Consider the following 25,793-nt stretch of genomic DNA (forward strand, 5'->3'; position numbering starts at 1 on the left):
CCCCCAACCATCTTGCGCTCGGGCGGCCGGCGCTGCGCGCGTCCTGCCCAAACGTTATCCACACCTTCCCGGGGGTGGGGGACCCCCCGCGGGTGGCGCGGGCGGACCCCCTCCACAAAATTCATCTCATACCTTACGAGGCCCCGCAGGGCCGAGATCCAACTCCCATACTTACTTCTTCAAGTTGAACCAGGCGTCAAGCCCGGGGTACTGGGCACTGTCGCCCAGCTCTTCTTCGATGCGGATGAGTTGGTTGTACTTGGCCACTCGATCGGTGCGGGACGGCGCGCCGGTTTTGATCTGCCCGGCGTTCAGTGCTACGGCGATATCGGCGATTGTGGTGTCCTCCGTCTCGCCGGAGCGATGGGAGACGACAGCCGTGTACCCCGCGCGGTTCGCCATCTGAATGGCGTCCAGCGTCTCCGTCAGGCTGCCGATCTGGTTGACTTTGATTAGGATGGAGTTGGCTACGCCAAGATCGATGCCCTTCTTCAGGCGCTCGACATTCGTCACAAAGAGATCGTCGCCCACGAGTTGAATCGTGTCGCCGAGCGCGTCGGTGAGCATCTTCCAGCCATCCCAGTCGTCCTCGGCCATGCCGTCCTCCAGAGAGATGATGGGATACTTGGCCGCGAAGTTCTTCCACATGCGGACCATCTGCTGGCGGGTCATCGTCTTCTTGGCCTTGGGCAGGAAGTAGGTGCCGTCCTCGCGGTACCATTCGCTGACGGCGGGATCCATGGCGATTTTGAAGTCGTCGCCGGGTTTGTAGCCGGCGGCCTCAATGGCCTCGACAATGGCGTTCAGCGCGTCCTCGTCCCGTTTCAGGTTGGGGGCAAAACCGCCCTCGTCGCCCACGGCGGTGGTGAGACCCTGCGACGACAGGAGCTTCTTCAGGCTGTGGAAGACCTCGGCGCACCAGCGCAGCGCCTCACTCCAACTGCCGGCGCCCACCGGCATGATCATGAATTCTTGGATGTCGACATTGTTTGAGGCGTGCGCGCCGCCATTTAAGATGTTCATCATGGGGACGGGCAGCGTCTTGGCGTTGACGCCGCCGATGTAGTTGTAGAGGGAGAGGCCAAGCGCCTCGCTGGCCGCTTTGGCGCAGGCCAGCGACACGCCCAGAATGGCGTTGGCGCCCAGGCGGGACTTGTTCGGCGTGCCGTCCAGCGCGATGAGCGTGCGGTCGACTTCGACCTGCTCCAGCGCGTTGAAACCGATGATCGCGTCGGCGATCTCCGTATTGACGTTTTCGACCGCCTTGGAGACGCCCTTGCCGAGATAACGGTCCTTGTCGCCGTCGCGCAGCTCGCACGCCTCAAAGATGCCGGTGGAGGCGCCGGAGGGCACGGCCGCACGACCCACGCTGGTACCGCCCTCATCCTCCACAAAGACCTCGACCTCCACCGTAGGGTTGCCGCGGGAGTCCAGAATCTCGCGCCCGATGATGTCAACAATCTCGATGATCTTTTTCATGTGTATACTCCTCACAATTATGATTGATACCCGCCGCGGGGGTTCATGGGGAAATGGGAGACTGCGCCCAAAGACGCGGGGTCAGCGAACCGGTATCTGTTATCTGACGATCAGACTCCGTCCGGTCATCTCCGCCGGCTGCGGCAGCCCCATCAGATCCAGCATCGTGGGCGTCAAATCGCACAGCCGCCCGCCCTCACACAGCGCCGCGACCCCACCGCCGCAGACGATGAGCGGCACCGGGTTCGTCGTGTGCGCGGTGAAAGGAGAGCGGCCGTCTGCTTCCAACATCCGCTCGGCGTTGCCATGGTCTGCGGTGATCAAAATCACGCCGTCCACGGCCGCCACAGCCTCTGCGACACGGCCGATGCAGGCGTCCACGGCCTCTACGGCCTGCCGGGCGGCGCCAAAGACGCCGGTGTGCCCGACCATATCGCAGTTGGCGAAGTTTAAGATGACCACGTCGTATGTTCCGCTGCAGATACGAGATACCACTTCGTCGGTGACGGGATAGGCGCTCATCTCGGGCTGTAAATCGTAGGTGGCCACCTTCGGGGAGGGGACGAGGACACGGTCCTCGCCGGCATAGACGGTCTCCACGCCGCCGTTAAAAAAGAAGGTGACATGGGCGTATTTTTCTGTCTCGGCGATGCGAAGTTGGGTGAGTCCTCTGCGACTGAGGTATTCGCCGAATGTGTTTATCAGCGGATCGGGCCCGAAGGCGATGCGGACATTCGGCATTTTGGCGTCGTACTGGGTCGTGCAGACATAAAACAGCGGGAAAAAGGACCGCCGGGCAAACCCGGAGAAGTCCGGGTCCACCAGCGTGCGCGTGATCTCTCTTGCGCGGTCCGGGCGGAAGTTTGTGAAGATCACGGCGTCGTTCGGGGCCAGCACGGCGCCTTGCAGGCAGATGACCGGCTCCATGAACTCGTCCGTGACGCCTTTTTCATAGGAACGGGCCACCGCACCGACGGGATCCCCGTCCAGGGGCGCTTCCCCGTATACGATGGCGGCGTAGGCGCGCTCCACACGTTCCCAGCGGTTGTCGCGGTCCATCGCGTAGTAGCGGCCCATCACGGTGGCGATGTGCGCGCCGGTTTCCCGGCAGTGCTGTTCCGCCTCCTCGACAAAACGCAGCCCCGAATCAGGCGCCACGTCGCGCCCGTCCAGGAAACAATGCAAATAGACCTTCGAGAGGCCGCGCCGGCGCGCCAGCTCCAAAAAGGCCCAGGTGTGCGTGTTGTGACTGTGCACCCCGCCGTTCGACAGAAGGCCCATGAGGTGCAGCGCCGTGCCGTGTGCCAGGCAATGGTCGACGGCGGCGATGAAGGCCGGGTTTTCAAAGAAACTCCCGTCCTCGATGCTTTTCGAGATGCGGGGCAGGTCCTGGTAGACCACTCGGCCGGCGCCGATGTTTGTATGGCCCACCTCGGAATTGCCCATCTGCCCGTCCGGCAGACCGACGTTCAGGCCGGAGGCTTGAATCTGTGTATGCGGGCAGGTGGCGAAAAGTTTGTCCAAATGCGGGGTGTTGGCCGCGGTGATGGCGTTACCGGCCGAGGCCGGCGCGAGGCCAAAGCCGTCCATGATGACAAGTGCGATTGTTTTTTTCAACATTGTTACCTCAAATCTCAGATGAGCGCCCGGCCGTCATTGATTGGCGGCTTGCACAATGGCGGCGAAGTCGGCGGCCTTCAGAGACGCGCCGCCAATCAGCCCGCCGTCCACGTCGAGCTGGGCCAGCAGGTCGTGAGCGTTGGAGGCGTTCATCGAACCGCCGTATTGGATCGTCACCGATCGGGCGGCCCGCGCGCCGTACAGTTTGCGGATCGTGGTGCGAATGGACGCGCCCACCTCACCGGCCTGTTCGGCCGTGGCGGTGCGGCCCGTGCCGATGGCCCAGATGGGTTCGTAAGCAAAGACGATCTGACGCAACTTCTCCACAGGCACGCCGTTCAGCGCGGCCTTGACCTGTATATTGATGAGGTCCAGCGTGATGCCCTGGTCACGCTGTTCGAGACTCTCGCCCACGCACACGATGGGGCGCAGACCCGTCTTCAGTGCAAGCTGTACCTTTCGGCTCACGAGAGCGTCTGTTTCGTGGCAATACGCACGACGCTCCGAGTGGCCGATGATGACGTATTTGACGCCCAGGTCCTTGAGCATGGCGGCGGAGACATCGCCCGTGTAGGCGCCGGATTCCTTGTGATGCATGTTCTGGGCGCCGACCACGATGCGGGAGTCCTTCAGCGCGCGCAGGGTGATGGGGATATCGACGTAGGGCACACAGAGCACGACCTCGCACCACTTGGCCTTGGAGATAAGGGGCTTGAGCTCATCGATCAACTGACGCGCCTCGGAAGGTGTTTTGTTCATTTTCCAGTTTCCGGCAATTATAGTCTTGCGGTATCTTCTGTTCATGGTCTTCTCCTTTCTGCTGTGTTCCTCTATTTCTCTTATTTCTCTTATTTCTCTTATTTTCTTTCTATTCGTCTTTGTCTACCGTTTGTCTATTTGTCAAGCAAGCAAGCGATGCCCGGCAGCACGAGGCCCTCCAGGAACTCAAGGGAGGCGCCGCCACCGGTGGAGATGTGCGTCATCCGGTCGGCGTAGCCGAGTTGCACCACCGCCGCGGCGCTGTCGCCGCCGCCGATGATACTGATGGCTCCGCTGTCGGCGATGGCCTGTGCGACGGCGCGGGTACCCTCGGCAAAGGTGTCGAACTCAAATACACCCATCGGACCGTTCCAGACCACAGTACCGGCTCCGCGGATCGCGTCGCTGTAAATTCTGACAGTCTCCGGGCCAATGTCGAGACCCATGTAGCCGGTCGGGATGGACATGGAGTTGTGGATGACGGGAATGGCGTCGGCGGCGAAGTGATCGGCACAGATGTTGTCGGTGGGCAGCAGAAAACGCACGCCCCTGTCGGCCGCCTTTTGGACCATCTCACGGGCGTAGTCCAGCTTGTCCGCCTCGATGCGGGAATCGCCGACCGACGCGCCCTGGGCCGTCAAAAACGTGTAAGCCATGGCGCCGCCGATGATCAGCGTATCCACCTTTTCGAGCAGGTTGCTGATGACGCCGATCTTGTCGGAGACCTTGGCGCCGCCCAACACGGCCACAAACGGGCGTTTTGGATCCGAGAGCGCCGCGCCCATTACGCCTATTTCCTTGCCGATCAGATAACCGCATACGGAGGGCAAATAGTCGGCCACGCCGGCCGTGGAGGCGTGGGCGCGGTGCGAGGTGCCAAAGGCGTCGTTGACATAGATCTCGGCCAGCGAGGCGAGCGCTTTTGCAAAGTCGGCGTCGTTCTTTTCCTCTTCCGCGTGGAAACGCACGTTTTCAAGCAGACAGACATCACCGTTCTGCAGCGCCGCCGCCTTGGCCTTCGCGTCCGGCCCAATGACGTCGCCGGCCATGGCGACGGGTTTTTCGAGCAGAACACTCAGGCGCGCGGCCACCGGTCGGAGCGAATACTTTGGGTTGACGCTTCCCTTGGGCCGCCCCAGGTGGGAACAGAGAATAACGCGCGCGCCGTGATCGATCAAATAGCGGATGGTGGGCAGGGATTCCACAATGCGCTTGTCATTGGTAATGGCGCCGGTGTCATCCTGCGGCACATTGAAATCGCATCGGACCAGGACACGCTTCCCGGACACGTCGATGTCCTCAATGGTCTTCTTTTGATAGGTCATAAAACCAGCCTCCCAAAAAAAATCCTCGAATGACATTATAATGCTATCTGTATGAAAATGCAAGAGAAATCCATAATTTCGCCTTGAAAATATCGCAAATGGGTTCAAATCGATTGACTTTTTTCAAACAAACTGGAGACACATACAACACAATCGTGACCGCCGCGCTCTTTGTGGGACAAATGGTACAAAATACAACAAAAGGATCGGGATTTGGTCAATGAGCGGGCCAAGATGGTTGAGATATCAGGGCGCCAGGCCGGCAAAATCGCGTTGCCGCATGGCCTCAAAAACAACCACCGCCACACTGTTCGACAGGTTGAGGCTGCGCGCCTCGGCGCGGATGGGAATGCGCAGACAACGGTCAGGGTGCGCCGCCAGCAGAGGTCCCGGCAGCCCGGCCGTTTCCCGTCCGAAGAGCAGGCAGGCGTCCTCCCGCAGGTCGGCCTGCGTGTACGGACGCGCGCCTTTGGTGGAGACAAGCCAAAAGGGTTTGCCACCCCACACGGCCCAAAAGGCACCGAAGCTTTCGTGTACGGTGAGCTCCAAAAGCGGCCAGTAGTCCAGCCCGGCGCGTTTTAGGTAGCGGTCTTCTAGCGAGAACCCCAGCGGTTTCACGAGGTGCAGCGCGCAGCCCGTGGCCGCGCAGGTGCGGGCGATGTTGCCGGTGTTTTGGGGGATCTCCGGCTCGACCAGTACGACGTGCAGCATGGCGTCTCCTCTCCGGGCCGGCGCGGCGGTCCGGATGATACTATACGCCACCGACCGGAGAAATTCAATCATATCCGGCAAAAACTTTGTAAATTTTCTAAAAATCGAGGGGAAATACCGTCTATGGGAATTGACAGAAAGCCACTGCGTGCAGTATAATTGTCCCGGCGCGGACAAGGGCGTCCGCCGGGGGATTCGTCATCTTCCCGGATGTGACGCCCGGTTCTCCGAGACACAGGGAGACGGGCGCACATTAAAACAGAGGAGTGACGAAAGATGTCCTATACCAGTGAAGTGCTGGCGAAGACCATTGAGAAAAACCCGGGCGAGCAAGAATTCCATCAGGCGATCCGTGAGGTGCTGCCGACACTGCAGCCGGCCTTTGACGCAAATCCGATCTATCAAAAGAGCGGATTGCTTGAGCGGTTGGTGGAGCCTGAGCGCCAGATCATCTTCCGCGTGCCCTGGGTGGACGATAAGGGGCAGGTACAGGTAAATCGCGGTTTCCGTGTACAGTTCAACAGTGCGCTGGGTCCGTATAAGGGCGGACTGCGCTTCCACCCTTCCGTCAAATTGGGTACGATCAAATTCCTCGGGTTTGAGCAGATTTTCAAAAACTCCCTGACCGGCCAGCCCATTGGCGGCGGAAAAGGCGGTTCCGATTTTGACCCAAAAGGGAAGTCGGATCGGGAAGTTATGGCTTTCTGCCAGAGCTTCATGACAGAGCTTTTCCGCCACATCGGCGCCGACACCGACGTGCCGGCCGGCGATATCGGCGTGGGCGGCCGTGAGATCGGATTTTTGTATGGGCAGTACAAACGCCTTACCGGGCTGTTTGAAGGCGTGCTGACCGGCAAGGACCTCACCTACGGCGGGTCTTTGACGCGCACCGAGGCTACGGGGTACGGGCTTGTCTATCTTGTGAGCAATATGCTTGAAGCCAAGGGGCAGGATTTAAACGGCAAGAGGGTTGTCATCTCCGGCTCTGGTAACGTGGCCATTTATGCGGCGGAGAAGGCCGCAAAGTTGGGTGCCAAGGTCCTTACGGTGAGCGATTCAAATGGTTGGATTTTTGACGGAGACGGGATCGACCTGGCCGCCGTCAAGGAGATTAAAGAAGTGCGGCGCGGCCGGATCCGTGAGTACCTGGATGTCCGCCCGAAGGCGGAATATCATGAGGATGGTCTCGTGTGGTCGGTGCCGTGCGATGTGGCCCTGCCGTGCGCGACACAGAACGAGCTGCGGGCTGACGGCGCGCGTCTGCTGGTACAAAACAAATGTATCGCCGTGGGTGAAGGCGCCAACATGCCTACCGACATCGAAGGTACTGAGGTCCTGCAGCAAAACGGCGTCCTCTTTGCGCCGGGCAAGGCGGCCAACGCCGGTGGCGTGGCGGTCTCGGCGCTGGAGATGTCGCAAAACAGCATGCGTCTTTCCTGGACTTTTGACGAGGTGGACGAGAAGCTGAAGGGCATCATGAAGAACATCTACACCCAGTCTTCCGCGGCGGCGGAGCGCTATGGTGCGAAGGACAATCTCGTGCTCGGCGCAAACGTCGCAGGGTTCCTCAAAGTGGCCGCCGCGATGACGCTGCAAGGCATCGTATAAACAAGCCGCCTGGGCGCAGACGGCGCCGCAGCCAATGGAGATAGATAGGCCTGTGACAAGTTTGCATTTCTTCGAGAGCCCCTCATGAAAACGGATTTCTGGGGAGAGAAAAGAGACGAGCGCGCCTTCGGACGAATGAAGGCGCGCTCGTTTTTGCATGTCACGAGTCGAATGCTCCATCCGCCGCGTCCGAATATTGGGCTTATCTTTTTGTCGTGCCGGCGGCGGGAGTGGGTGGTATTTTAAGGGCGCCAAATGGCGGTGCGGTATTTTTTATGAAGATATGGAGAAATTTTTTCATTTATCCTATTGACTTCTTCGGTGATCTATACTACCATAGGAAATATAAGTGAGTTCGAAAGGTGGTGAGTGATTTGGCACGTTGGTCCGTTGATGAGCAAATTGAAAAGGTCGAGGAAAAGATCAAAGAGTTGCAGACCAAGAGAAAAGATCTGCTGGCCCGTCGGGAAGAGATCAGTAAAGACAAAGAAAAAAAGCAACTCAGTGAGCTGTATGCGGCTCTCAAAGCGAAGGGGATCGAGCCGAGTCAGTACGCGGACGTTATCGCGCAACTCTAATGTCGATGCGTCCTTGGAGGACGAAACCGTAAAAGCCTCCGGAATGTTCAATTCCGGAGGCTTTTACGGTTTCGTTTTGTCAGGCCCCACCGGGTCCGCAGCATAGGGTGTCTTTCTGCTTTTGCGCCGCTCGTTGGGTACGGCTCACAGAAGCGAACGGCGAAAAGATGATGGCTCACTTCAAAAAGGAAATAATTGTTAATTATCGGCTGCCAACTGTTTTGTCACGTACTGGTCGCAGAGAGCGGCGAATTCTTCGCTGTCGAGACTCTCTTTTTCGAGAAGAACGGCGGTGATGGCGTCCAGGCCGTCGCGGTGGGTGCGGAGGATCTCCCTGGCCTGCTCGTGGCACGCGCGGATCAGGCGGCCCACCTCCTCGTCTACGCGAGCCGCGGTGGTCTCCGAGTGATTGCGCAGGGGGGTAGTGCCGAGGTAGGGGTTTGTGACGCTTTCGAGGGCCACCATATCGAAGGTGTCGCTCATGCCGTATTGGGTGACCATGGCCCGTGCGAGCTGTGTAGCCCGCTCGATGTCGTTGGCGGCGCCGGTGGTGATCGACTGAAAGACGATCTCCTCCGCCGAGCGTCCGGCGAGCAATGTGGTGATCTGGGCCAGCGCCTCCTCTTTGGAGTGGAGGGATTTGTCCTCCTCCGGCACCTGCATGGTGTAACCGAGGGAACCCATGGTGCGCGGGACGATGGTCACCTTGTGAACCTTTTCGGCGTGGGGCAGGCAGGCGGACACCAGCGCGTGGCCGGTCTCATGGTAGGCGACGATGCGCTTTTCGTGCGGGGAGAGGACTTTGCCTTTTTTCTCCTGACCGGCCAGCGTAGTCTCGACAGCCTCCGCCAGGTCGGGTTGTTCCACCACGCGGCGTCCGGCGCGCACGGCGAGCAGAGCGGCCTCATTGATGATATTGGCGAGGTCGGCGCCCACGGCGCCCGGCGTGGCGCGGGCGATGGCGGAGAGGTCCACCTGGGCGCTCATGCGCACATCGCGGGCATGTACTTTGAGAACAGCTTCCCGTCCGGCGAGGTCTGGCCGCTCCACAGGGATCCGGCGGTCAAACCGGCCGGGCCGGAGCAAGGCCTTGTCCAGCACATCCGGGCGGTTGGTGGCGGCCAGGATGACGACGCCTTTGGAGGGATCGAAGCCGTCCATCTCGGAGAGGAGCTGGTTTAGCGTCTGTTCGCGCTCGTCGTTGCCGCCGACGCCGTAAGCGCCCTCGCGGGACTTGCCGATGGCGTCGATCTCATCGATGAAAACGATGCATGGGGCTTTCTCTTCGGCCTGTTTGAAGAGATCCCGTACGCGCGAGGCGCCCATGCCGACGAAGAGCTCGACGAAGTCCGAGCCGGAGAGGGAGAAAAAGGGCACCTTGGCCTCGCCCGCCACGGCGCGAGCGAGCAGTGTCTTACCGGTGCCCGGCGGCCCCACCAGCAGCGCGCCCTTGGGCAGCTTGGCGCCGATCTCAAGGTATTTATCTGGGTGATTTAAAAAATCGACGATCTCGGTGAGAGACTCCTTGGCCTCGTCCTGTCCGGCAACATCTTGGAAAGTCTTTCCGGTTGTGGTTTCCGCGTAGATTTTGGAGGTATTTTTGCCGAAGCTCATGACGCCGCTGCCCATACGTTTGGCCATAGAACGGTTGAGCAGGTACCCAAAGAGGAAGAGAACGCCAAAGGGTAAGATCCAGCCGAGGAGGAAGCTCATGAGGGGGGAATTCTCTTTGGGAATGACGCTGGAGACGTCCGCACCGGCCTCCTCAAGCCGAGGCAGGAGATTGGGATCGTCGAGCCGGCCGGTGGTGAGGAACACACCGTTCGGATCGTCTTTTTGGACGATGACGAGGCGGGTAGCCTCGAAGTTTACTTTGGAGACTTTGCCCTGTTCGAGGAGGGACAGAAATTCGGTGTACGTGATCTCTCTGACGGTGCGCTGCGCCATCATGGGCACGATGATCCCGTTGAACATGAAGATGAGGACGAGGGAAATGAGGATCGAAAAAAGCAAAGGCCGACGCATGTTGTTCGGCGCGCCGGAGTCGTTTGTGTTCATGCGTGGGTTCCTCCCTATCGGTGCGGACACATGCCCGCCTATAATATAGCAGTATAACATCTTTATCATATCACATTTGCCGTCCTCTGGCCGTTTTTTTTCCTCGGATTTACAAAACGTTTACTTTTTAGGTACATGTGAAGTAATTCTGGGGCGATTTTGGGCCGCAACGGCATGTACGGCGGGGGAGAGGCCGCCCGTCGCGGTCGGACAGACCGCCGGGCACAATTTGCCGCGTCGGGCGGACATATGCCTGCCCACGCCGCCTTTTCGCACGATTTTTCATAGAAATAGCGCCATCTGCGCCCAGATTTACAAAAACATCACTTTTTTGTGCATGTCCGGTCCATTGACAGTTGTGGTATAATAGAAAAGCGAGAGAGGTGATCTCATGAAAAAGCAAACGAAACGGGCGCTACATTACGGGAGGTATTCGGCCTATCGTGTGGTCATGGCGCTCCTGAAAGTATTTTTGACGGTCTTCCTGGTTATCCTGACCACCACCGCCATGCTGGGCGTGATCGGCGTCATCTATGTGAACCACAACCTGCGGGCAGATCTGGATGTGGATCTTAACGACGTCACGCTGGACCAAGCGAGTTTTATCTACTACATCGATAAGACCACAAAAAAACCGGTCCAACTTGAGAGCCTGTACGGCCGGGAAAATCGCGTGTTGGCCAATTTTGATGAGATTCCGGATACGATGGTCAAGGCTCTCATCGCCATTGAGGACAAGCGTTTCTACAGCCACCGGGGCGTGGACTGGAAACGCACGGCGGGCGCCTTTTTGGAGCAGCTCAAGGCCAGTGGCTCCACCTACGGCGGCTCGACGATCACACAGCAGCTCATTAAAAACCTGACGGGGGAAAAAGAAGTCACGATCAAGCGTAAGCTCACCGAGATTCTGCGCGCGCTGGAGTTTGAAAAATACAATTCTAAGGAGAGAATCCTGGAGTGGTACCTCAACACCAGCTATTTCGGACAGGGCTGTTACGGCGTCAAAACGGCGGCGCGCACCTATTTTGACAAGGAACTCTCTGACATTACCCTTGCGGAGGCGGCCTGTATCATCGGCATCACCAATTCCCCCACCCGCTACGACCCCCTGCAAAACCCGGACAAAAACAAAAAACGCCAGGAGGTCATCCTGGACGAAATGTACCAGCAGGGCGTCATCTCCAAGGCCGAGCATGACGCGGCTGTGCAGCAGAAGCTGAAATTTTCCACCAAAAGGCGCGCAGAGGTGGAGAGCAAACGGTCCTACTTCGTCGACCAAGTCTTCAACGACGTGGTGCAGGACCTCATTGAGCAAAAAGGTATCTCCAAATTGCTCGCGCAGGAACTCGTGCTCGGCGGCGGCTACCACATCTACACCACGATTGACATGGACGTGCAGGCCGCGATGGACGAGGTGTTCACGAACGAAGAGAGCGTCCCCAAAGTGAAGGGGGTGGAGAAGCCGCAGAGCGCCATGGTGATCATGGACCCCTACACCGGCGACGTGCTCGGGTTGGAGGGCGGTCTTGGCGTGAAGAAGGGCGCGCTTCTGCTCAACCGGGCCACGCGCTCCACGCGCCAGCCGGGCTCCTCCATCAAGCCGGTGGCCGTCTACGGGCCGGCCATGCAGTACGGCGTCATCACGCCGTATTCCGTGATCGACGACGTGCCGTTTTCTGAGCGGCGCGGCAACGCCTGGCCCAGGAACTCGGGTGGGCGCTACCTGGGGCTTGTCACGGTACTGAACGCCATCACAAACTCCCGCAACGCCCCGTCCGTGCATGTCCTGCACAAGCTGACGCCGCAGAGTTCTTACAATTTTCTCATCGAGAAGCTGGGGATCACAACGCTCACGCCGGAGGACGAGGACTATGCGCCGCTCGCGCTGGGCGGCCTCACGCGCGGCGTCAGCGTGCTGGAGCTCACCGCGGCTTACGCCGCCTTCCCCAACCACGGGGTCTACACAGGTCCGCGCACGTACACGGTCGTGTACGATTCCAAGGGCAATGTGGTGCTTGAGAACGAGCCGGAGACCATCGTGGCGTTTGATGAGAAAAATGCCTGGTATATGAACAACTGCCTGCAAAACGCTGTCCGCGCGGGTACCGGTTCGCGCGCCAAACTGGAAAACGGACAGCCGGCCGCCGGCAAGACGGGCACGACCTCCGACGACTTCGACCGTTGGTTTGTCGGCTACACGCCCTACTACTGCGGCGGCGTCTGGTTCGGGTTCGACGACCCGAAGAAGATACAGCTCGAGAGCTCCACCAATCCGGCGCTCACCATCTGGAAGCTCGTCATGGACCGCCTGCACGAAAACCTGGAACCGCAGGAGTTTTTCACGATCGAAAATACCGTCCAGGCGTCCTATTGCCTGGACAGCGGCCTCGCGCCCACGGACTTGTGCCGGATGGACCCGCGCGGCAGCCGGGTCGCCACAGGGGTCTTTCACAAAGACGACGTGCCCAGAAGTTCCTGCACGGCGCACGCTGCGGTGAAGGTGGACGGCGAGAGCGGCCTGCTGGCCACGCCCTACTGCCCGGAGGAGAATTTACGGGAGATCGCGCTGCTGGACATCGAGCGCAACCTACCCCTTGCCGGCGTCACCGTCGCGGATGAGGCCTACCGCGTCCGCTACTTCGTGGAGGGCGGAAATTCCACAGTGGGCCCGGTGCCGGATGGGTTCTATCCTCCGGCGCGGCCTGTCGCGCCGGAGGGCGAGACACTGCCGAACGATTTCTGTCAACTTCATCTGGGCGAGGAGCCGCCGGCGGACCCGAACGCGCCGCCCGATGAGTTTCCGCCGGGCGGGTATCCAGACGATCCGGATATGCCTTGGTACCCCGGGTATCCGGACGATCCAAACGTTTCGAACAACCCGGACCCAGACAATCCAACCTGGCCGGATACATCGGGGGTGCCGGACACGCCGGATGTCCCGCCGCCGGACGACGTCCCGCCATACCCCGGTTGGCCCGGTTCCGCCACGCCGGAGGGGGGCGTCGTCATACCTTCGGTGTAGCCTACGAGTATCTCTGACGACGCCGTGCTCGGCACAGCGCCGGATCTTAATAACGTGGGTTGCACCTGCAACCCACAACCCAAATTCTTGTTTTTTGTTGCCGCTTCGCGGCAACAAGGTACTAAGACTGTGAAGGGGGCCTCCAATGAGCCGGGCCGACGAGATCTTCATCGACAATTGCCGCGCCATTTTGACGCGGGGCGTTTGGGATACCGGGCAGGATGTGCGACCCCGATGGCAGGATGGCGCGCCGGCCCACACGGTCCGGCTGTTTGGTGTTGTCAATCGCTATGACTTGTCGCAGGAGTTTCCGATCCTCACGCTACGGCGCACCTACTGGCGTTCGGCCGCCGATGAATTGCTGTGGATCTGGCAGAAAAAATCGAACAATGTCCGCGACCTCAAGAGCCGGATCTGGGATGCCTGGGCCGACGAAGACGGCAGTATCGGCAAGGCGTACGGCTACCAGCTCGGCGTCCTCCACCGCTACCCGGAAGGTGTTTTCGACCAGGTGGATCGGCTTCGTTACGATCTCAAACACAATCCGGCCAGCCGCCGCATGATCACGAACCTCTACAACCACGCCGATCTCCATGAGATGCGGCTCTACCCCTGTGCCTACTCGCTCACGTGCCATGTGGACGAGGGCGTGCTTTCGGCCATCCTGCACCAGCGCTCGCAGGACATGCTGGTCGCGAACAACTGGAATGTCTGCCAGTACGCATTGCTCCTGTACATGCTGGCCGCCGACGCCGGTTTGCGGCCGGGGACCTTTCTGCACGTGATCGCCGACGCGCACATCTACGACCGACATGTGCCGCTGGTGGAGGCGCTGCTCCGGCGGGATCCGCTGCCCGCGCCTACCCTGCGGACAGATCCGGCCATGACGGATTTTTATCGGTTCACTGTGGACAGCTTCTCGTTGGACGACTACGTCTATCACCCGTTCGACGGCGCCATCCCGGTGGCGGTTTGACAGGGCGCATGGGACGTAAGGAAGGGCATAGCGCGGCAGAGATGACGGCCATCGCCGCGGTAGACCGGCACTGGGGGATCGGGCGAAACGGCGGCCTGCTGCTGTCCCTGCCGCCCGACCTGCGCCGATTCAGAGCGCTGACGCTCGGGCACACGGTGGTCATGGGCCGCCGCACCTTTCAGTCGCTGCCCGGCGGACACGGCCTGCCGGGCCGCCGCAATCTGGTCCTCACCCGTACGCCGGACCGTCCGCTGCCGGGCGCGGAGGCGGTGTCGCTTTCTGCGCTGCTGGCCCTGCGCGCGCCGGAGGGCGGCGAGATCTTCGTCATAGGGGGGCAGTCTGTCTATGAGCTGCTGCTCCCGTACTGCCGGGCGGCCCATATTACCAGGATCGAGGCCGATCTCGGCCCGGCCGACGTTTTCTTTCCCGAGCTGGACAGCGCCCCCGACTGGCGCCTCGTCTCGCGGACGGAGACGGAACGCTGCGAAGGCACTGTCTTCTTTTACGCCTATTATGAGCGCATTGCGCATTCGTTAGAGGACTCTCCGGAGGCCTTGTGAGGCGCGTCTGCTCATGTCTTTGCGCAAGGCGCGACGTACAGATACGGACTGTGTATCAAACCGCCCCGTTTCGCACAAAGTAAGACGGGTGCCCGGCACATTGTGGAAAGACGGGCGCCCCCACATGCCGTGAAACGGGGGATCATTTTGCAAGATATTTCGAATGAGGAATACGCGCGTCTGGTGGACCGGCGGAGCCCGCGCTCGCCGCTTCTCAAAAACATGATCTGCGCCTTTGTCGCGGGCGGCCTCATCTGTGTGGGCGGCCAGGGTCTGTTCTCGCTGTATGGGACGCTGGGCCTGCCAGAGGAGGAGACGGGCGCCGCCGTCTCCGTCACCCTTGTCTTTTTGGGCGCGCTGCTCACCGGATTCGGCGTCTACGACAAACTGTCTCATCTCGCCGGCGCCGGCACCCTCGTGCCCATCACCGGCTTCGCGAACGCCGTCGCGTCGCCCGCCATGGAGTTTCGCAGCGAGGGCTTTGTGCTCGGCACCGGCGCCCGTCTGTTCACGGTGGCCGGTCCGGTCATCGTCTTCGGCGTGGTTGCCTCCGTCTGCTACGGCATTGTGCTGGCAATTTGTAAGTGACCTTAGGGTCTGTTTTGCGGTTTTGGGCGGAGAAAGAGAGATGCGAGATGCAAGAGACGGTCAAGCTGCGCGCAGCCGGGCGGGTGCGGGAGTCCATTGTGGACGGTCCCGGACTTCGGTATGTCATCTTTTCGCAGGGCTGTCCCCATCGCTGTGAGGGCTGTCACAACCCGCATACCTGGCCGGCAGACGGCGGCGAAGAGGTAGAGCCGGAGGTGCTGTTGGCGGAGATAAAGGCGGACGGGCTGCTGCGGGGCGTAACTTTCTCGGGGGGCGAGCCGTTTTTACAGGCGGACGCATTGGCGGCGCTGGCCCGGCGGGTACGCACGCTGGGGCTGGATGTCTGGACATACACGGGCTACACCTGGGAGGAACTGCGCGCGGCGGACGACCCGGCCTGGGGCCGGCTGCTCGCCGAGACGGACGTCCTAGTGGACGGACGTTACCGCCGGGATGAGCGGAGCTACCACCTGCGCTTCCGCGGCAGCGCCAACCAACGTCTGATCGACGTCCCCCAAAGCCTGACCGCCGGCGGCATCATCCTTTGGGAGGTGTAGGGTTTTTCGAGTTCGGAAAAACACTCCGATTTACACATATGGTGTGTCTGACATCTGGACAGTAAGAGGGCAGCATTCTGCCGCCCCATACAAACACAAGGAAACACCATGCCGTTAAAACAGAAAACGACATGGTGTTTCCTTGTTGGAGATTTTTGTAAATTGTTAAGTTACTCTCCCGCATTACAGGACAAAAAATCCAAAATTTTCTATATCAAACCCCCGCCTGTTCGTGGCGGTATTTGTTCATTGAGATGCGGAACAACTCCCCGCTGGAGGGCGGGGTGTAGGTGATGGCGTTGGCGCCGGCGGTGATGGTTTCGCGGACGGTGTCGATGTTGGGACCGCCGGTGGCGAGGATCGGCACATCCGGGAAGTTTTGACGGATCTTTCGGACGATATCCGCCGTGCGAGAGGCGCCCGAGACGTTCAGCATGTCGGCGCCGGCGTCCAGCCGCGCCTGAATGTTCGTGAGCTCAGAGACCACCGTGACCACGACGGGGATGTCGATGGTCTTTTTGAGTTGCGAAATGACGTCGTTTTGTGTGGGTGCATTGACGACCACCGCCGTGGCGCCCTGGAACTCCGCGTCCATTGCGAGGTTCACCACCCGCAGGCCGCGCGTTACACCGCCGCCCACGCCGGCGAAGACCGGCATGTCGGCCGCCAGCATGACAGCATGTGTGATGGCCGGCTGCGGTGTGAACGGGTAGACGGCAATGACCGCGTCGGCATTGATGTTTTTGATGATGGCCACGTCGGTGGAAAACACAAGAGACCGAATGAGACGGCCGAAGATGCGGATTCCACTGGCCTCTTGGATACAGGCCGGTACCTCAATGAAATGGTGGCGAAGCAGTCCCCGGTACTCCGGCACGGATTTGCCCACCGGCAGGCCCCCCTATCTGTATGGCCGTCCGTACGGCCTGTCTGTCTCTACCGTCCATTGTAAATTATCCATTGGCAATTGTCAATGTTCGTCACGCCGGCGGCGGCGGCGGCATAGGATGGCGGCACGGGCAACACCGAACAATACGGTGCCCGAAGAGGGGGTTATTATGGCCACAGGAACGTTATGCATCGAGACCAGAACTGCGAATTCGCTGCCCGTTCAAGGTGTGGACGTCATGGTCCGAGACGAACAGGGTCAACTGCTGCAAAGACTTCGGACAGATGAAAACGGCAAGACGAACGTCGTTTCTCTGGAGGCGCCGGATGCCTCCGACACGCTGGTACCGGACAGTACGGGCCCATTTTCTAGTAACTACCAGATCTCGCTGAGCCATCCCAGTTATATCGGCGTCGAGTACCGCGGCGTCCATGTCTACGATGGCGTCGAGTCGTTGGTGCCCACCAACCTGCTTCCGCGGCCGAACGGCTACGACCGGAGCGTCACCATCACAGTGGATTCGATTCCGCCGGTCGTCAGCGGACGCGGCCCCTGGGACAGGTCCCAGCAAATGCTCGGACCGCGGGCTCTGCGGGTCCTGACAGATGTCGTGGTGCCGGACTTTATCACAGTTCACCTGGGCCGGCCGGACGTGAACGCACTGAATGTCCGCGTCCCGTTCGTTGATTACATCAAGAACGTGGCCTCAAGCGAGATCTACGCAACCTGGCCACAGGCGTCGCTGGAGGCCAACATCTACGCGCAGATCACCTTTGCGCTGAACCGGGTCTATGCCGAGTGGTACCGCTCCCGCGGGTATCCGTTCGATATCACAAACTCCACGGCCTTCGACCAAGCCTTTGTAAACAACAGGGAGATCTTCGACAACCTCAGTCGGCTTGTGGACAGGATCTTCAACCGCTATGCCCGCCAGCAAGGGTTCAAAAACCCCTATTTCACGGAGTACTGCGACGGACGGACCGTCTCCTGCCCGGGGATGTCCCAGTGGGGCACGGTGACACTGGCCGAACAGGGTCTCACCGCGCTGGAGATCCTGCGCAGCTATTACCCCCGCGATCTTGAGATCGTGGAGACGGACAACATCACCGGCATCCCGTCCTCCTACCCCGGTACGCCGCTGCAGGAAGGCAGCGAGGGGCCGAATGTGGAGACTATTCAACGGTATCTGAATCGGATCCGGGTGAACTTTCCGCTGATCCCGCAGATTTCTAACCCCAGAGGCATCTTCGACGCGCAGACCGAGCAGGCGGTTAGGGTCTTTCAGAGCGTCTTCGATCTGACGTCGGACGGGATTGTAGGCCCCAGCACCTGGTATAAAATTTCCTTCTTATATGTGGCGGTCACCAAGCTCTCCGAACTGACCGGCGAGGGGGAGCGGATAGGCATCGGGACCACCCCGCCCACGGTCATGCTCCAGCAGGGCAGCCGCGGCGCCAGTGTGAACGAACTGCAGTTCATTTTGAACATGATCTCCGAATTCTTCTCCGCGATCCCGCCGGTGATTCAAGACAACGTCTTCGGCACTACGACGCGCAGCGCCGTCATCGATTTTCAACAGATGATGGACCTGACGGCGGATGGGATCGTGGGTCCGGACACGTGGCGGGCGCTCTACGACGTCTACTGGGGCATCTCGACCAATGTGCTCCATAATCCGCCGAGTGAGGAGCTGCCGGCCTATCCGGGCACGTTGCTGCAGGTTGGCTCAAGAGGGGAGAGCGTCCGGTTGATGCAGCAGTACCTGAGCGCCATCGCGGAACGCTACCTGGGCCTGCCGGTCATTGCAGCCGACGGCGTCTTTGGCAGCGCTACGCAAAACGCGGTGATGGCGTTTCAGCGGCAGTTCGGGCTCGCGGTGGACGGCATCATCGGCCGGGAGACATGGGACTACATCGTGGACGTATATTTCGACGACATTCCTCTGCCGCCCACGCCGCCTACGCCCCCTACGCCGCCCACGCCGCCGGCGCCGCAACCGCCCTACCCGGGGTACTACATCAGCGTAGGTTCTCAGGGCAGCTATGTCCGGCTGATCCAGAGGCGCCTGAACGCGCTGGCCAATGTGTACTCTGCCATCCCGCAGATCACGGCGGACGGCATTTTCGGTAGCCGGACCCGCAATGCGGTGACCATCTTCCAGCGGCAGTTCGGGCTCGCGGCGGACGGTATCGTGGGGCGCGCTACCTGGACCCGCCTCATGGCCGAGTCCGCCAATCTTGTCGGGTGACATCCGCGGCGTCTTCCCGGCAATCGGAGCGGTTCCGTCGCGTCGGCCGCGAAAGGAGAAGCGGAAAAGCACTCAATAAAGAGGGACTGTCTTCGGCATAACACCGGAGACAGTCCCTCCTCAGCACCTCTTGCTAGCACAGGGCCTTTTTCCCAAAAACGGTATCGCCAACAGAACCAACAGGCCGCCCAGCACGACCGTAACAAGCTGCGGTCAGAAAAAAGCAAGGGCAAAGAAACCCGTTGCGCTTCCTGTGTGACAAACACCGAAACGACAAGGAAGGCCGCCGAAAGATGTGGTGTCGCAAATTTTTCTCCAGCGCCAAGCAGCGCGCCGGCAACACGCCGCTTCCGCAAAATTTAGGAGATCGCGACGATTGCCAGATTGCCCAAAACAGGCGCCATGGCAATGACTCTTTAGAAAACCCTGCAAAAAAGCAACCAGAGGCGCCAGCAGTGAAAATGGCGGCCCCACTCCAAAAACCGATAATCAGATGGAGAGAATCAGCGTCAGATCGATGTGTTCGCCGGCGGCGAACACGGGGGAGATGCCTCGCGGGTGTGTGCGGCGTGTACGGGGTACGCGTCGATCTCCATGGTGGAGACGGCGGTTTTGACGGACACGTGGGGCAGTGCGCCGAGACGCCCCGTGAGCTGGTTGATTTCGTCCATATTGCCGACCACGGTGAGGGAGATGAGCGCCAGCGCACCTCCGTTGACCGGGATCCCCATACGGCCCCACAGCAGGTGATGATGCTCAGACACAATGGTGTTGAATTCGGTCTGTACCAGAGCCGGATGATCCAAAATCGCGCTGATGACGGCGGCACGCGCCATGACGCATCACCCTTTCTCCGGGCGCGCCGGAAAGAATCCGCCCTCTTAACCTCTTGCGGACGGTTGCCGATATCATAATATGCCATTCACATAGAGTTGTCAAGCTTGTCCGTTATCTGGGTACAACTGCGGGCAGCTGCTTGACAGAAAGAAGTGAATCATATATAATATATGAAAAAGAAAGTGTAGTTTCTGTAAATTTTATGCAAGCCCGTGCCGGTTAGCGAGCGGTACGGGTTTTGGTGCGGGCATTCGGGGTTCAGGCATTGACGATGTCCTATTGTTGCAGAAACGTTTTCATCTTGGCGCCAAACGGCGCGCCGGCCATGGGGGCACGGCCGCGCGCCCGGGAGCGCCTGCGCGGCGGCGGATCTGCATGACGATAGCAGACGGACGCCTTTTGTCGCTTCACGCTCGGCGCAAAACCGGATCCTTTATTTCGACGGAAGTGATGCGAGGCGCCCAAACGAAGAGAAGGGTGATGAAAACACATGAAGCACATGAGAAAAGGGGTCCGGCGCCTGCTGGCGGGCGTCCTTGGTCTCGCGCTGTTGGCGGCTGCGGCGCCTGTCCCCGTCACGTTGGCCGAGGCGCTGCCCGGGTTAGCGGATCTGAGCCGCCAGGCGGCGGCCGAGGGTATGGTACTGCTTGAGAATCCGGTGCTGGAGGGCGTGGAGAACGCCACGGGCCGCGTGCTGCCTGTCGGCGGCGGCCAGAGCGTTTCCGTGTTCGGGCGTGCCCAAGCCAACTACTACAAGAGCGGGACGGGTTCCGGCGGCGCCGTCCGGGTGGACCACGTCACCGGTATCCTCGAGGCATTGCGCACCAGCCCCTATGTGCGCGTCAACGAGGATCTGGCCCGTGTCTACGCCGACTGGGTGCGGACGCATCCCTTTGACAACGGCGGCGGCGGTTGGGCGGCCGAACCTTGGTCGCAGGCGGAGATGCCGCTGACGGACGAAGCGGTGAACGCCGCGCGGGCCAAGTCGGAGACGGCCGTCGTCATCATCGGCCGCACGGCGGGCGAGGACAAAGACAACACCAATACAAAGGGCGCCTATCAGCTGGCGGACCTTGAGGTAGAGATGCTGGACAAGGTCCACACAGCGTTTGACAGAGTCGTCGTGGTGCTGAACGTCGGCAATGTCATCGACATGGCATGGGTGAAGAACTACCCGAAGGCGGCCGTTTTGTATGCCTGGCAGGGGGGTATGGAGGGCGGCAGCGCCGTGGTCGATGTGCTCACCGGCGATGTCACACCCAGCGGAAAGCTGAGCGACACCATCGCGATTGCCATCAGCGACTATCCCTCCCACGGGACTTTCGAGGGCAAGACGAAGTTCGGCGTCACCGGCAGTTCGTTGAACGCGCGCAACTTCTATGCGGAAGACATCTATGTGGGTTACCGCTACTTTGAGACATTCGCCCCGGATAGGGTTCTCTATCCCTTCGGATTCGGCCTTTCGTATACGACGTTCGCCATCAGCGTCAACGCCGTGACGTATACGGACGAAGCGGTAAAAATCGATGTGACCGTGGAGAATACGGGTGCGGTCAAGGGCAAAGAGGTCGTACAGGTCTATTACAGCGCGCCCCAGGGTCAGCTCGGCAAACCCGCCAGGGAATTGGCGGCCTTTGCGAAGACCGGCGTGCTGCCGCCGGGCGGCAAACAGACGCTCACAATCTCCTATCAGGTAGCGGACATGGCCTCCTACGACGACGGCGGTTACACGGGGCATGAGTCCGCCTATGTGCTGGAAGCGGGCGACTATGGCATTTACGTGGGCAACAGTGTCCGGTACGCCGCGCGCGCGGGTACCTATGTGCAGGGCGCGCTGCGGGTCACGCAGCAATTGCAGGAGGCCCTGCCGCCCGTGGAGGCGTTCAGGCGCATGAAGCCGCAGGCAAACGAGAACGGCACGTACTCCGTCGCCGCACAGGATGTGCCGTATACGGCGCAGACGACGGCGCAGGCGAACCTCAACGCGCGGATCGCGGACAACCGTCCGGTCGCTCTTGCGCAGACAGCGACAAAAGAACACAAACTCGTCGACGTCTACAACGGCGACGTCACGGTGGATGAATTCGTTGCCCAGTTCACAAACACCGACCTGTCGGCTGTAGTGCTCGGCGAGGGCATGAACAGCACCAAGGTGACGCTGGGTACGGCATCCGCGTTTGGCGGGGTGACGAACTCCCTGCTCTCGCTCGGACTTCCGATCGCCTGCGCGGCGGACGGCCCCTCCGGCATCCGCATGGAGGTCGGCACGCAATACGCGACCAGCATCCCGAACGGCACCCTGCTGGCCTGTACCTGGAACCTGGAGCTGATCGAGCGGCTGAGCGATCTGTGGGGCCGCGAGATGCTGCTCAACAAGATCGACACGATCCTGGGCCCGGGCGTCAACATCCACAGGCATCCGCTGAACGGTCGCAACTTCGAATATTTCTCCGAAGATCCGCTTTTAACAGGTACGATGGCGGCGTCAATGGCCAACGGCATCCAAAAACACGGCCCCGCCCCCACGATCAAGCACTATGCCGCCAACAACCAGGAGGCCAGCCGACACTATGTCCACTCGGTGGTGTCGGAACGGGCGCTCCGCGAGATCTACCTCAAGGGCTATGAGATTGCGGTGAAGAGTGGCAATGTGCGCTCCGTCATGACGTCGTACAACCCGATAAACGGTCTGTGGACCGCCGGCAGCTATGACCTCAACACCACGATCCTACGCAATGAGTGGGGTTTCAAGGGGATCGTCATGACCGATTGGTGGGCTAAAATGAACGAGTCCATCTACACAGCGTACAGCGACACAAATACGCGGGCCATGGTCCGCGCGCAAAATGACCTGTACATGGTGGTGGACAACAACACCGCGGGCAGTTGTTCACGCTTCAACAACAACATGAACTACATTGCGGACGGGTCGCTCACGATCGGCGAGCTGCAGCGCTCTGCGAAAAACATCACCGAGTTCTTGTTAAAGACCCCCGCTTTTGCCCGGACGGCCGGTGTCCCGTTTGAGCCGGTTTACACACGGGGCGAGGACTGGTTTGCGGTGGAGGACGACCTCCCCCCGCTGGATCCCCAAGTGACGGAGATCACGGTGGGCGGCAAGAGGATCACCACCTTTAACCCCCTGATTCTGGATTACAAAGTGTATACCAACAGAGAGATCAGCGGCGGCGCGTACCCCACCGTGGCCGCCGTGCCCGGGGAGGGCGTGGAGATCTCTGTGTCGCAGGCGAGCGCCGACCGGCCGGCCGCCGTACTAACAGCCTCCGCCGGCGGATTTGAGCGAATCTACAAAGTCATCTTCACGGACGAGGAAGGGCTTGCGCCCATTTTGGAAAATCCGAGTTACGCGTACCTGTCCGGCATCTTCCTGAACGGAGAGGCGCTGGAGGGGTTTGAGCCCGCAAAGCTGCGCTATTCGGTGGGATGGGAGAGCCAGACGATACCCACCGTCACGGCGGCGGCCGTCGACGGCGCGCAGATCTTGAGCATCACGCCGGATCCTGTGTCCGCCACCGTGACAATCAGGTGCGCCAGTACGGATCAGGTCAACGTCTACGCGGTGAAATTTGGCGCGTACCCGCGCAGCGACGAATTTGACACGGCTGAAATGAAGCCGTTCTGGTCCGTCAACACCGACACGGCGAGCAGCGGCGAGACCGCCAACTGGTCTCTGACCGCCGCTCCGGGCGCGCTGCGCGTCATGGCGGAGAAAGGCGACTTTTGGACGACGCACAACGACCTCAAAAACTTCTTCCAGCAGGAGGCCTTTGGAGATTGGGAGGCTACCGCCAAAGTCACGGTCAACAAAACGCCCAATGCAAACTACAACGGGCTCGGCATCGTGGCCTTCCAAGATGTCGACAACTATGTCTGGCTCAAGTACGAGTACAGCAGCCAGCGGCTTGTCGGTCTCGTGAAAGAGGCCGGCGCCGCGGAACCTGTCTCCTTTGGCGCGCTGACCGCCGCCCAGATCACCAGTTTGATTGGCAACAATCTGACGCTCTATCTGCGCCTCAAAAAAATCGGCGACGTGTATACCGGCTCGATTGGCACCGACGGCGTCAACTTCACCGTGTTGGGGTCCGTCGCGGCTGCCTATGCTGAGCCGAAGTTCGGTCTGCTCTGCTCTCACGGCAGCGTCTCAAACACCGTCGGGTCGTTCTACGCCGACTACGACTACGTCCGGTTTGACCGCGAGGCTCTGCCCGCCGCCGTCGATGTCGGCGCCGACACCAAGCTGAAGCTGGCCGCTACGGAGCCGGCTCTGCTGACGCCGAACATCACCCCGGTCGACTCGGGCGATACGGACGGCGGACAGAGTTATACCAATTGCAACAGCGGGGAGGCCCTGGCCTATCGGTTGAACATTCTGGAGGGCGGGACATACAAGCTGTCGGCGCGCATCAAATCCAGCGCGTCGGAAGTCGCCCAGATGTCGTTCTCGCTCTACGCCGACGACACGTATCTCGGCGCGTTTTCCACCACAAGCACCGGCGGCCGCTGGGTTACGCTGTCGCAGGACGTCGCGCTGGCACAGGGCGTCCACACGCTCCGGCTCGCGTTTGAGACCTCCGGCATCGACGTCAACTGGCTGCGGTTCCAGCGCCGGGGCGGAGCCGTGCCGGACACCGCGGCGCTGAGCGCCGCCATCGCACAGGCGGAGAGCATCGACTTGAGCGAATTCCCGCTCTCCAAGCGAGAGACGTTTGTGCCTGTGCTGACAGAGGCGAAGGCCGTCGCGGCCGACCCGGTCGGGCAGCAGGAAGTCGACGAGATGACGGTCGCGCTGCTCGCCGCCGTCGAGCGGATGCAGAGCGGACTGCCTGTCAACCAGCCGCCGAAAAACAGCGAGACATCCTTCAACGCTGACGGGAAGCAGGTCGTGCGCGTCCGCGCCCACGAATTCCCGTGGATCTGGGCCCAGAGCGGCGATTTCCGCTATGAGGGCTCCGCGCCCAACTACAACGCGGGCTATATCTCGACAGGGGACGCCTTCTACCTCGGCGCCGTCGACCTGACGGGGCTGGAAGAGATCAGAGTAAACTACGCGAACGGCAACACAAGCTCCAACCAGTATCAGCCGTCCGTCAATCTGCAGTTCTACACAGAGGCGGCCTTTGACGGCGAGCCCGTGCAGCGCTCCACACACGCGAACAGCACGTACCGGTACAGCGATGTTTACAGCGGCGGTTCGTTTGCCTTCGGCAATCAGATTGCCGGGATCAACTTCCTGCACAAAAAAGCGGCCAGCTGGACCACATACGGCGACGCCAGTACCGCCGGAAACATCAACGCGCCGGGGACCCACACAGGTATGACGAACTACTGGGAGATCGGCGTCAAAACCTTCCTGAACCGCACCCTGGCCTCCGGCGTGCAAAACGTCTACATGTACCTGCTTGAGGGCGGCCTCAATTTGCGGTATGTGGATCTGATCTACGACACGGTCACGGCTTCGTTTGACTGGAATTACGAGGCTGCGCCGGCCGCGCCGGCCCCCGTCGCGCTCGCGAAAGGGACGGCCCTGGGTGCCCGGCTTCCGGCGGTGCCGGAGAGAACGGGCTACCAGTTTGCGGGTTGGCGGACGGCGGACGGCCTCGCGGTGCAGGCGGATACCCCCATCGGCGGCAGCGTCACCCTTTACGCGCAGTGGCGTGCGGAGATCTCCCTGGCCATCCGGGTGACAGACGACGGTACGGCGTTGGCCGAGGCTGCGTTGTTAAACCGCGGCGAGACCGGTCGGACGCTTGTTTTGCTCCTTGCGGCCTATGACGGCGCGGAGCGGCTGGTGAGCGTTCAGACACAGACCGAGACAGCGCCGGCAGGCCTCTGGACAGAGCTCTCCGTGCCGCTGGCGCTCCCCCCCGCCACGGCGTATATGAAGGCATTTCTCTGGGAGGACGGGGTGTTCCCGCTCTTGCCCGACGAGAAGCTTCTGGTGCCGTAAGCGCGCATGA

The 25,793-nt window shown here is 60.6% G+C and carries 17 protein-coding genes; 9 read left to right on the forward strand and 8 right to left on the reverse strand.

What is annotated here, in order from left to right; translation table 11 throughout:
* Positions 1-171 precede the first annotated feature (171 nt).
* The 5 genes from eno to trmL form a co-directional block, all read right to left on the reverse strand.
* Positions 172-1,479: a phosphopyruvate hydratase gene (eno, locus tag LBK75_01035; GenBank protein MDR1156881.1), complete on the reverse strand. Its 1,308-nt coding sequence runs from the start codon at positions 1,477-1,479 to the stop codon at positions 172-174.
* A gap of 99 nt (positions 1,480-1,578) precedes the next feature.
* Positions 1,579-3,099 (reverse strand): 2,3-bisphosphoglycerate-independent phosphoglycerate mutase, encoded by a 1,521-nt coding sequence (gene gpmI / locus LBK75_01040; GenBank protein MDR1156882.1) that lies wholly within the window; start codon positions 3,097-3,099, stop codon positions 1,579-1,581.
* 33 nt (positions 3,100-3,132) lie between these two features.
* Entirely contained in the window at positions 3,133-3,903 is a 771-nt protein-coding gene (tpiA, locus tag LBK75_01045) for a triose-phosphate isomerase (GenBank protein ID MDR1156883.1), read from the reverse strand.
* A gap of 89 nt (positions 3,904-3,992) precedes the next feature.
* A complete protein-coding gene (gene pgk / locus LBK75_01050; GenBank protein ID MDR1156884.1) occupies positions 3,993-5,183 on the reverse strand; it encodes a phosphoglycerate kinase in 1,191 nt (396 codons plus the stop codon).
* Between the two features lie 246 nt (positions 5,184-5,429).
* Positions 5,430-5,894, reverse strand: a complete 465-nt coding sequence (trmL, locus tag LBK75_01055) for a tRNA (uridine(34)/cytosine(34)/5-carboxymethylaminomethyluridine(34)-2'-O)-methyltransferase TrmL (GenBank protein MDR1156885.1) — start codon at positions 5,892-5,894, stop codon at positions 5,430-5,432.
* A gap of 276 nt (positions 5,895-6,170) precedes the next feature.
* Here trmL and gdhA point away from each other — a divergent pair, with 276 nt between their 5' ends.
* Together gdhA and LBK75_01065 are read left to right on the forward strand one after the other, a co-directional pair.
* Entirely contained in the window at positions 6,171-7,502 is a 1,332-nt protein-coding gene (gene gdhA / locus LBK75_01060; protein ID MDR1156886.1) for an NADP-specific glutamate dehydrogenase, read from the forward strand.
* 374 nt (positions 7,503-7,876) lie between these two features.
* Positions 7,877-8,080: a hypothetical protein gene (locus tag LBK75_01065; GenBank protein MDR1156887.1), complete on the forward strand. Its 204-nt coding sequence runs from the start codon at positions 7,877-7,879 to the stop codon at positions 8,078-8,080.
* 198 nt (positions 8,081-8,278) lie between these two features.
* On the opposite strand, the gene ftsH is transcribed toward LBK75_01065, so the two are convergent.
* On the reverse strand, positions 8,279-10,105 hold the full coding sequence (ftsH, locus tag LBK75_01070) for an ATP-dependent zinc metalloprotease FtsH (protein MDR1156888.1): 1,827 nt from the start codon (positions 10,103-10,105) through the stop codon (positions 8,279-8,281).
* Positions 10,106-10,529: 424 nt separating this feature from the next.
* On the opposite strand from ftsH, the gene LBK75_01075 reads away from it, so the two are divergent.
* The 5 genes from LBK75_01075 to nrdG all read left to right on the forward strand — a co-directional run bounded on the left by LBK75_01075 (position 10,530) and on the right by nrdG (position 15,841).
* Positions 10,530-13,160: a PBP1A family penicillin-binding protein gene (locus LBK75_01075; GenBank protein ID MDR1156889.1), complete on the forward strand. Its 2,631-nt coding sequence runs from the start codon at positions 10,530-10,532 to the stop codon at positions 13,158-13,160.
* A gap of 145 nt (positions 13,161-13,305) precedes the next feature.
* Positions 13,306-14,136: a thymidylate synthase gene (gene thyA / locus LBK75_01080; protein MDR1156890.1), complete on the forward strand. Its 831-nt coding sequence runs from the start codon at positions 13,306-13,308 to the stop codon at positions 14,134-14,136.
* An 8-nt stretch (positions 14,137-14,144) separates the two neighbouring features.
* Positions 14,145-14,696 (forward strand): dihydrofolate reductase, encoded by a 552-nt coding sequence (locus tag LBK75_01085; protein MDR1156891.1) that lies wholly within the window; start codon positions 14,145-14,147, stop codon positions 14,694-14,696.
* 147 nt (positions 14,697-14,843) lie between these two features.
* A complete protein-coding gene (gene spoVAC / locus LBK75_01090) occupies positions 14,844-15,284 on the forward strand; it encodes a stage V sporulation protein AC (GenBank protein ID MDR1156892.1) in 441 nt (146 codons plus the stop codon).
* 47 nt (positions 15,285-15,331) lie between these two features.
* Positions 15,332-15,841, forward strand: a complete 510-nt coding sequence (gene nrdG / locus LBK75_01095; protein MDR1156893.1) for an anaerobic ribonucleoside-triphosphate reductase activating protein — start codon at positions 15,332-15,334, stop codon at positions 15,839-15,841.
* Positions 15,842-16,055: 214 nt separating this feature from the next.
* On the opposite strand, the gene LBK75_01100 is transcribed toward nrdG, so the two are convergent.
* On the reverse strand, positions 16,056-16,730 hold the full coding sequence (locus LBK75_01100) for a hydrolase (protein ID MDR1156894.1): 675 nt from the start codon (positions 16,728-16,730) through the stop codon (positions 16,056-16,058).
* A gap of 169 nt (positions 16,731-16,899) precedes the next feature.
* Here LBK75_01100 and LBK75_01105 point away from each other — a divergent pair, with 169 nt between their 5' ends.
* Positions 16,900-18,978 (forward strand): peptidoglycan-binding protein, encoded by a 2,079-nt coding sequence (locus LBK75_01105; GenBank protein ID MDR1156895.1) that lies wholly within the window; start codon positions 16,900-16,902, stop codon positions 18,976-18,978.
* 509 nt (positions 18,979-19,487) lie between these two features.
* Here the strand turns inward: LBK75_01105 and LBK75_01110 are convergent.
* Positions 19,488-19,814, reverse strand: coding sequence for an iron-only hydrogenase system regulator (locus LBK75_01110; protein ID MDR1156896.1), 327 nt, complete (start codon positions 19,812-19,814; stop codon positions 19,488-19,490).
* A 491-nt stretch (positions 19,815-20,305) separates the two neighbouring features.
* On the opposite strand from LBK75_01110, the gene LBK75_01115 reads away from it, so the two are divergent.
* Entirely contained in the window at positions 20,306-25,783 is a 5,478-nt protein-coding gene (locus tag LBK75_01115) for a glycoside hydrolase family 3 C-terminal domain-containing protein (GenBank protein ID MDR1156897.1), read from the forward strand.
* Positions 25,784-25,793 lie beyond the last annotated feature (10 nt).

The organism is Oscillospiraceae bacterium (genome assembly GCA_031265355.1).
Taxonomy (GTDB): Bacteria; Bacillota; Clostridia; order Oscillospirales; family UBA929; genus JAIRTA01.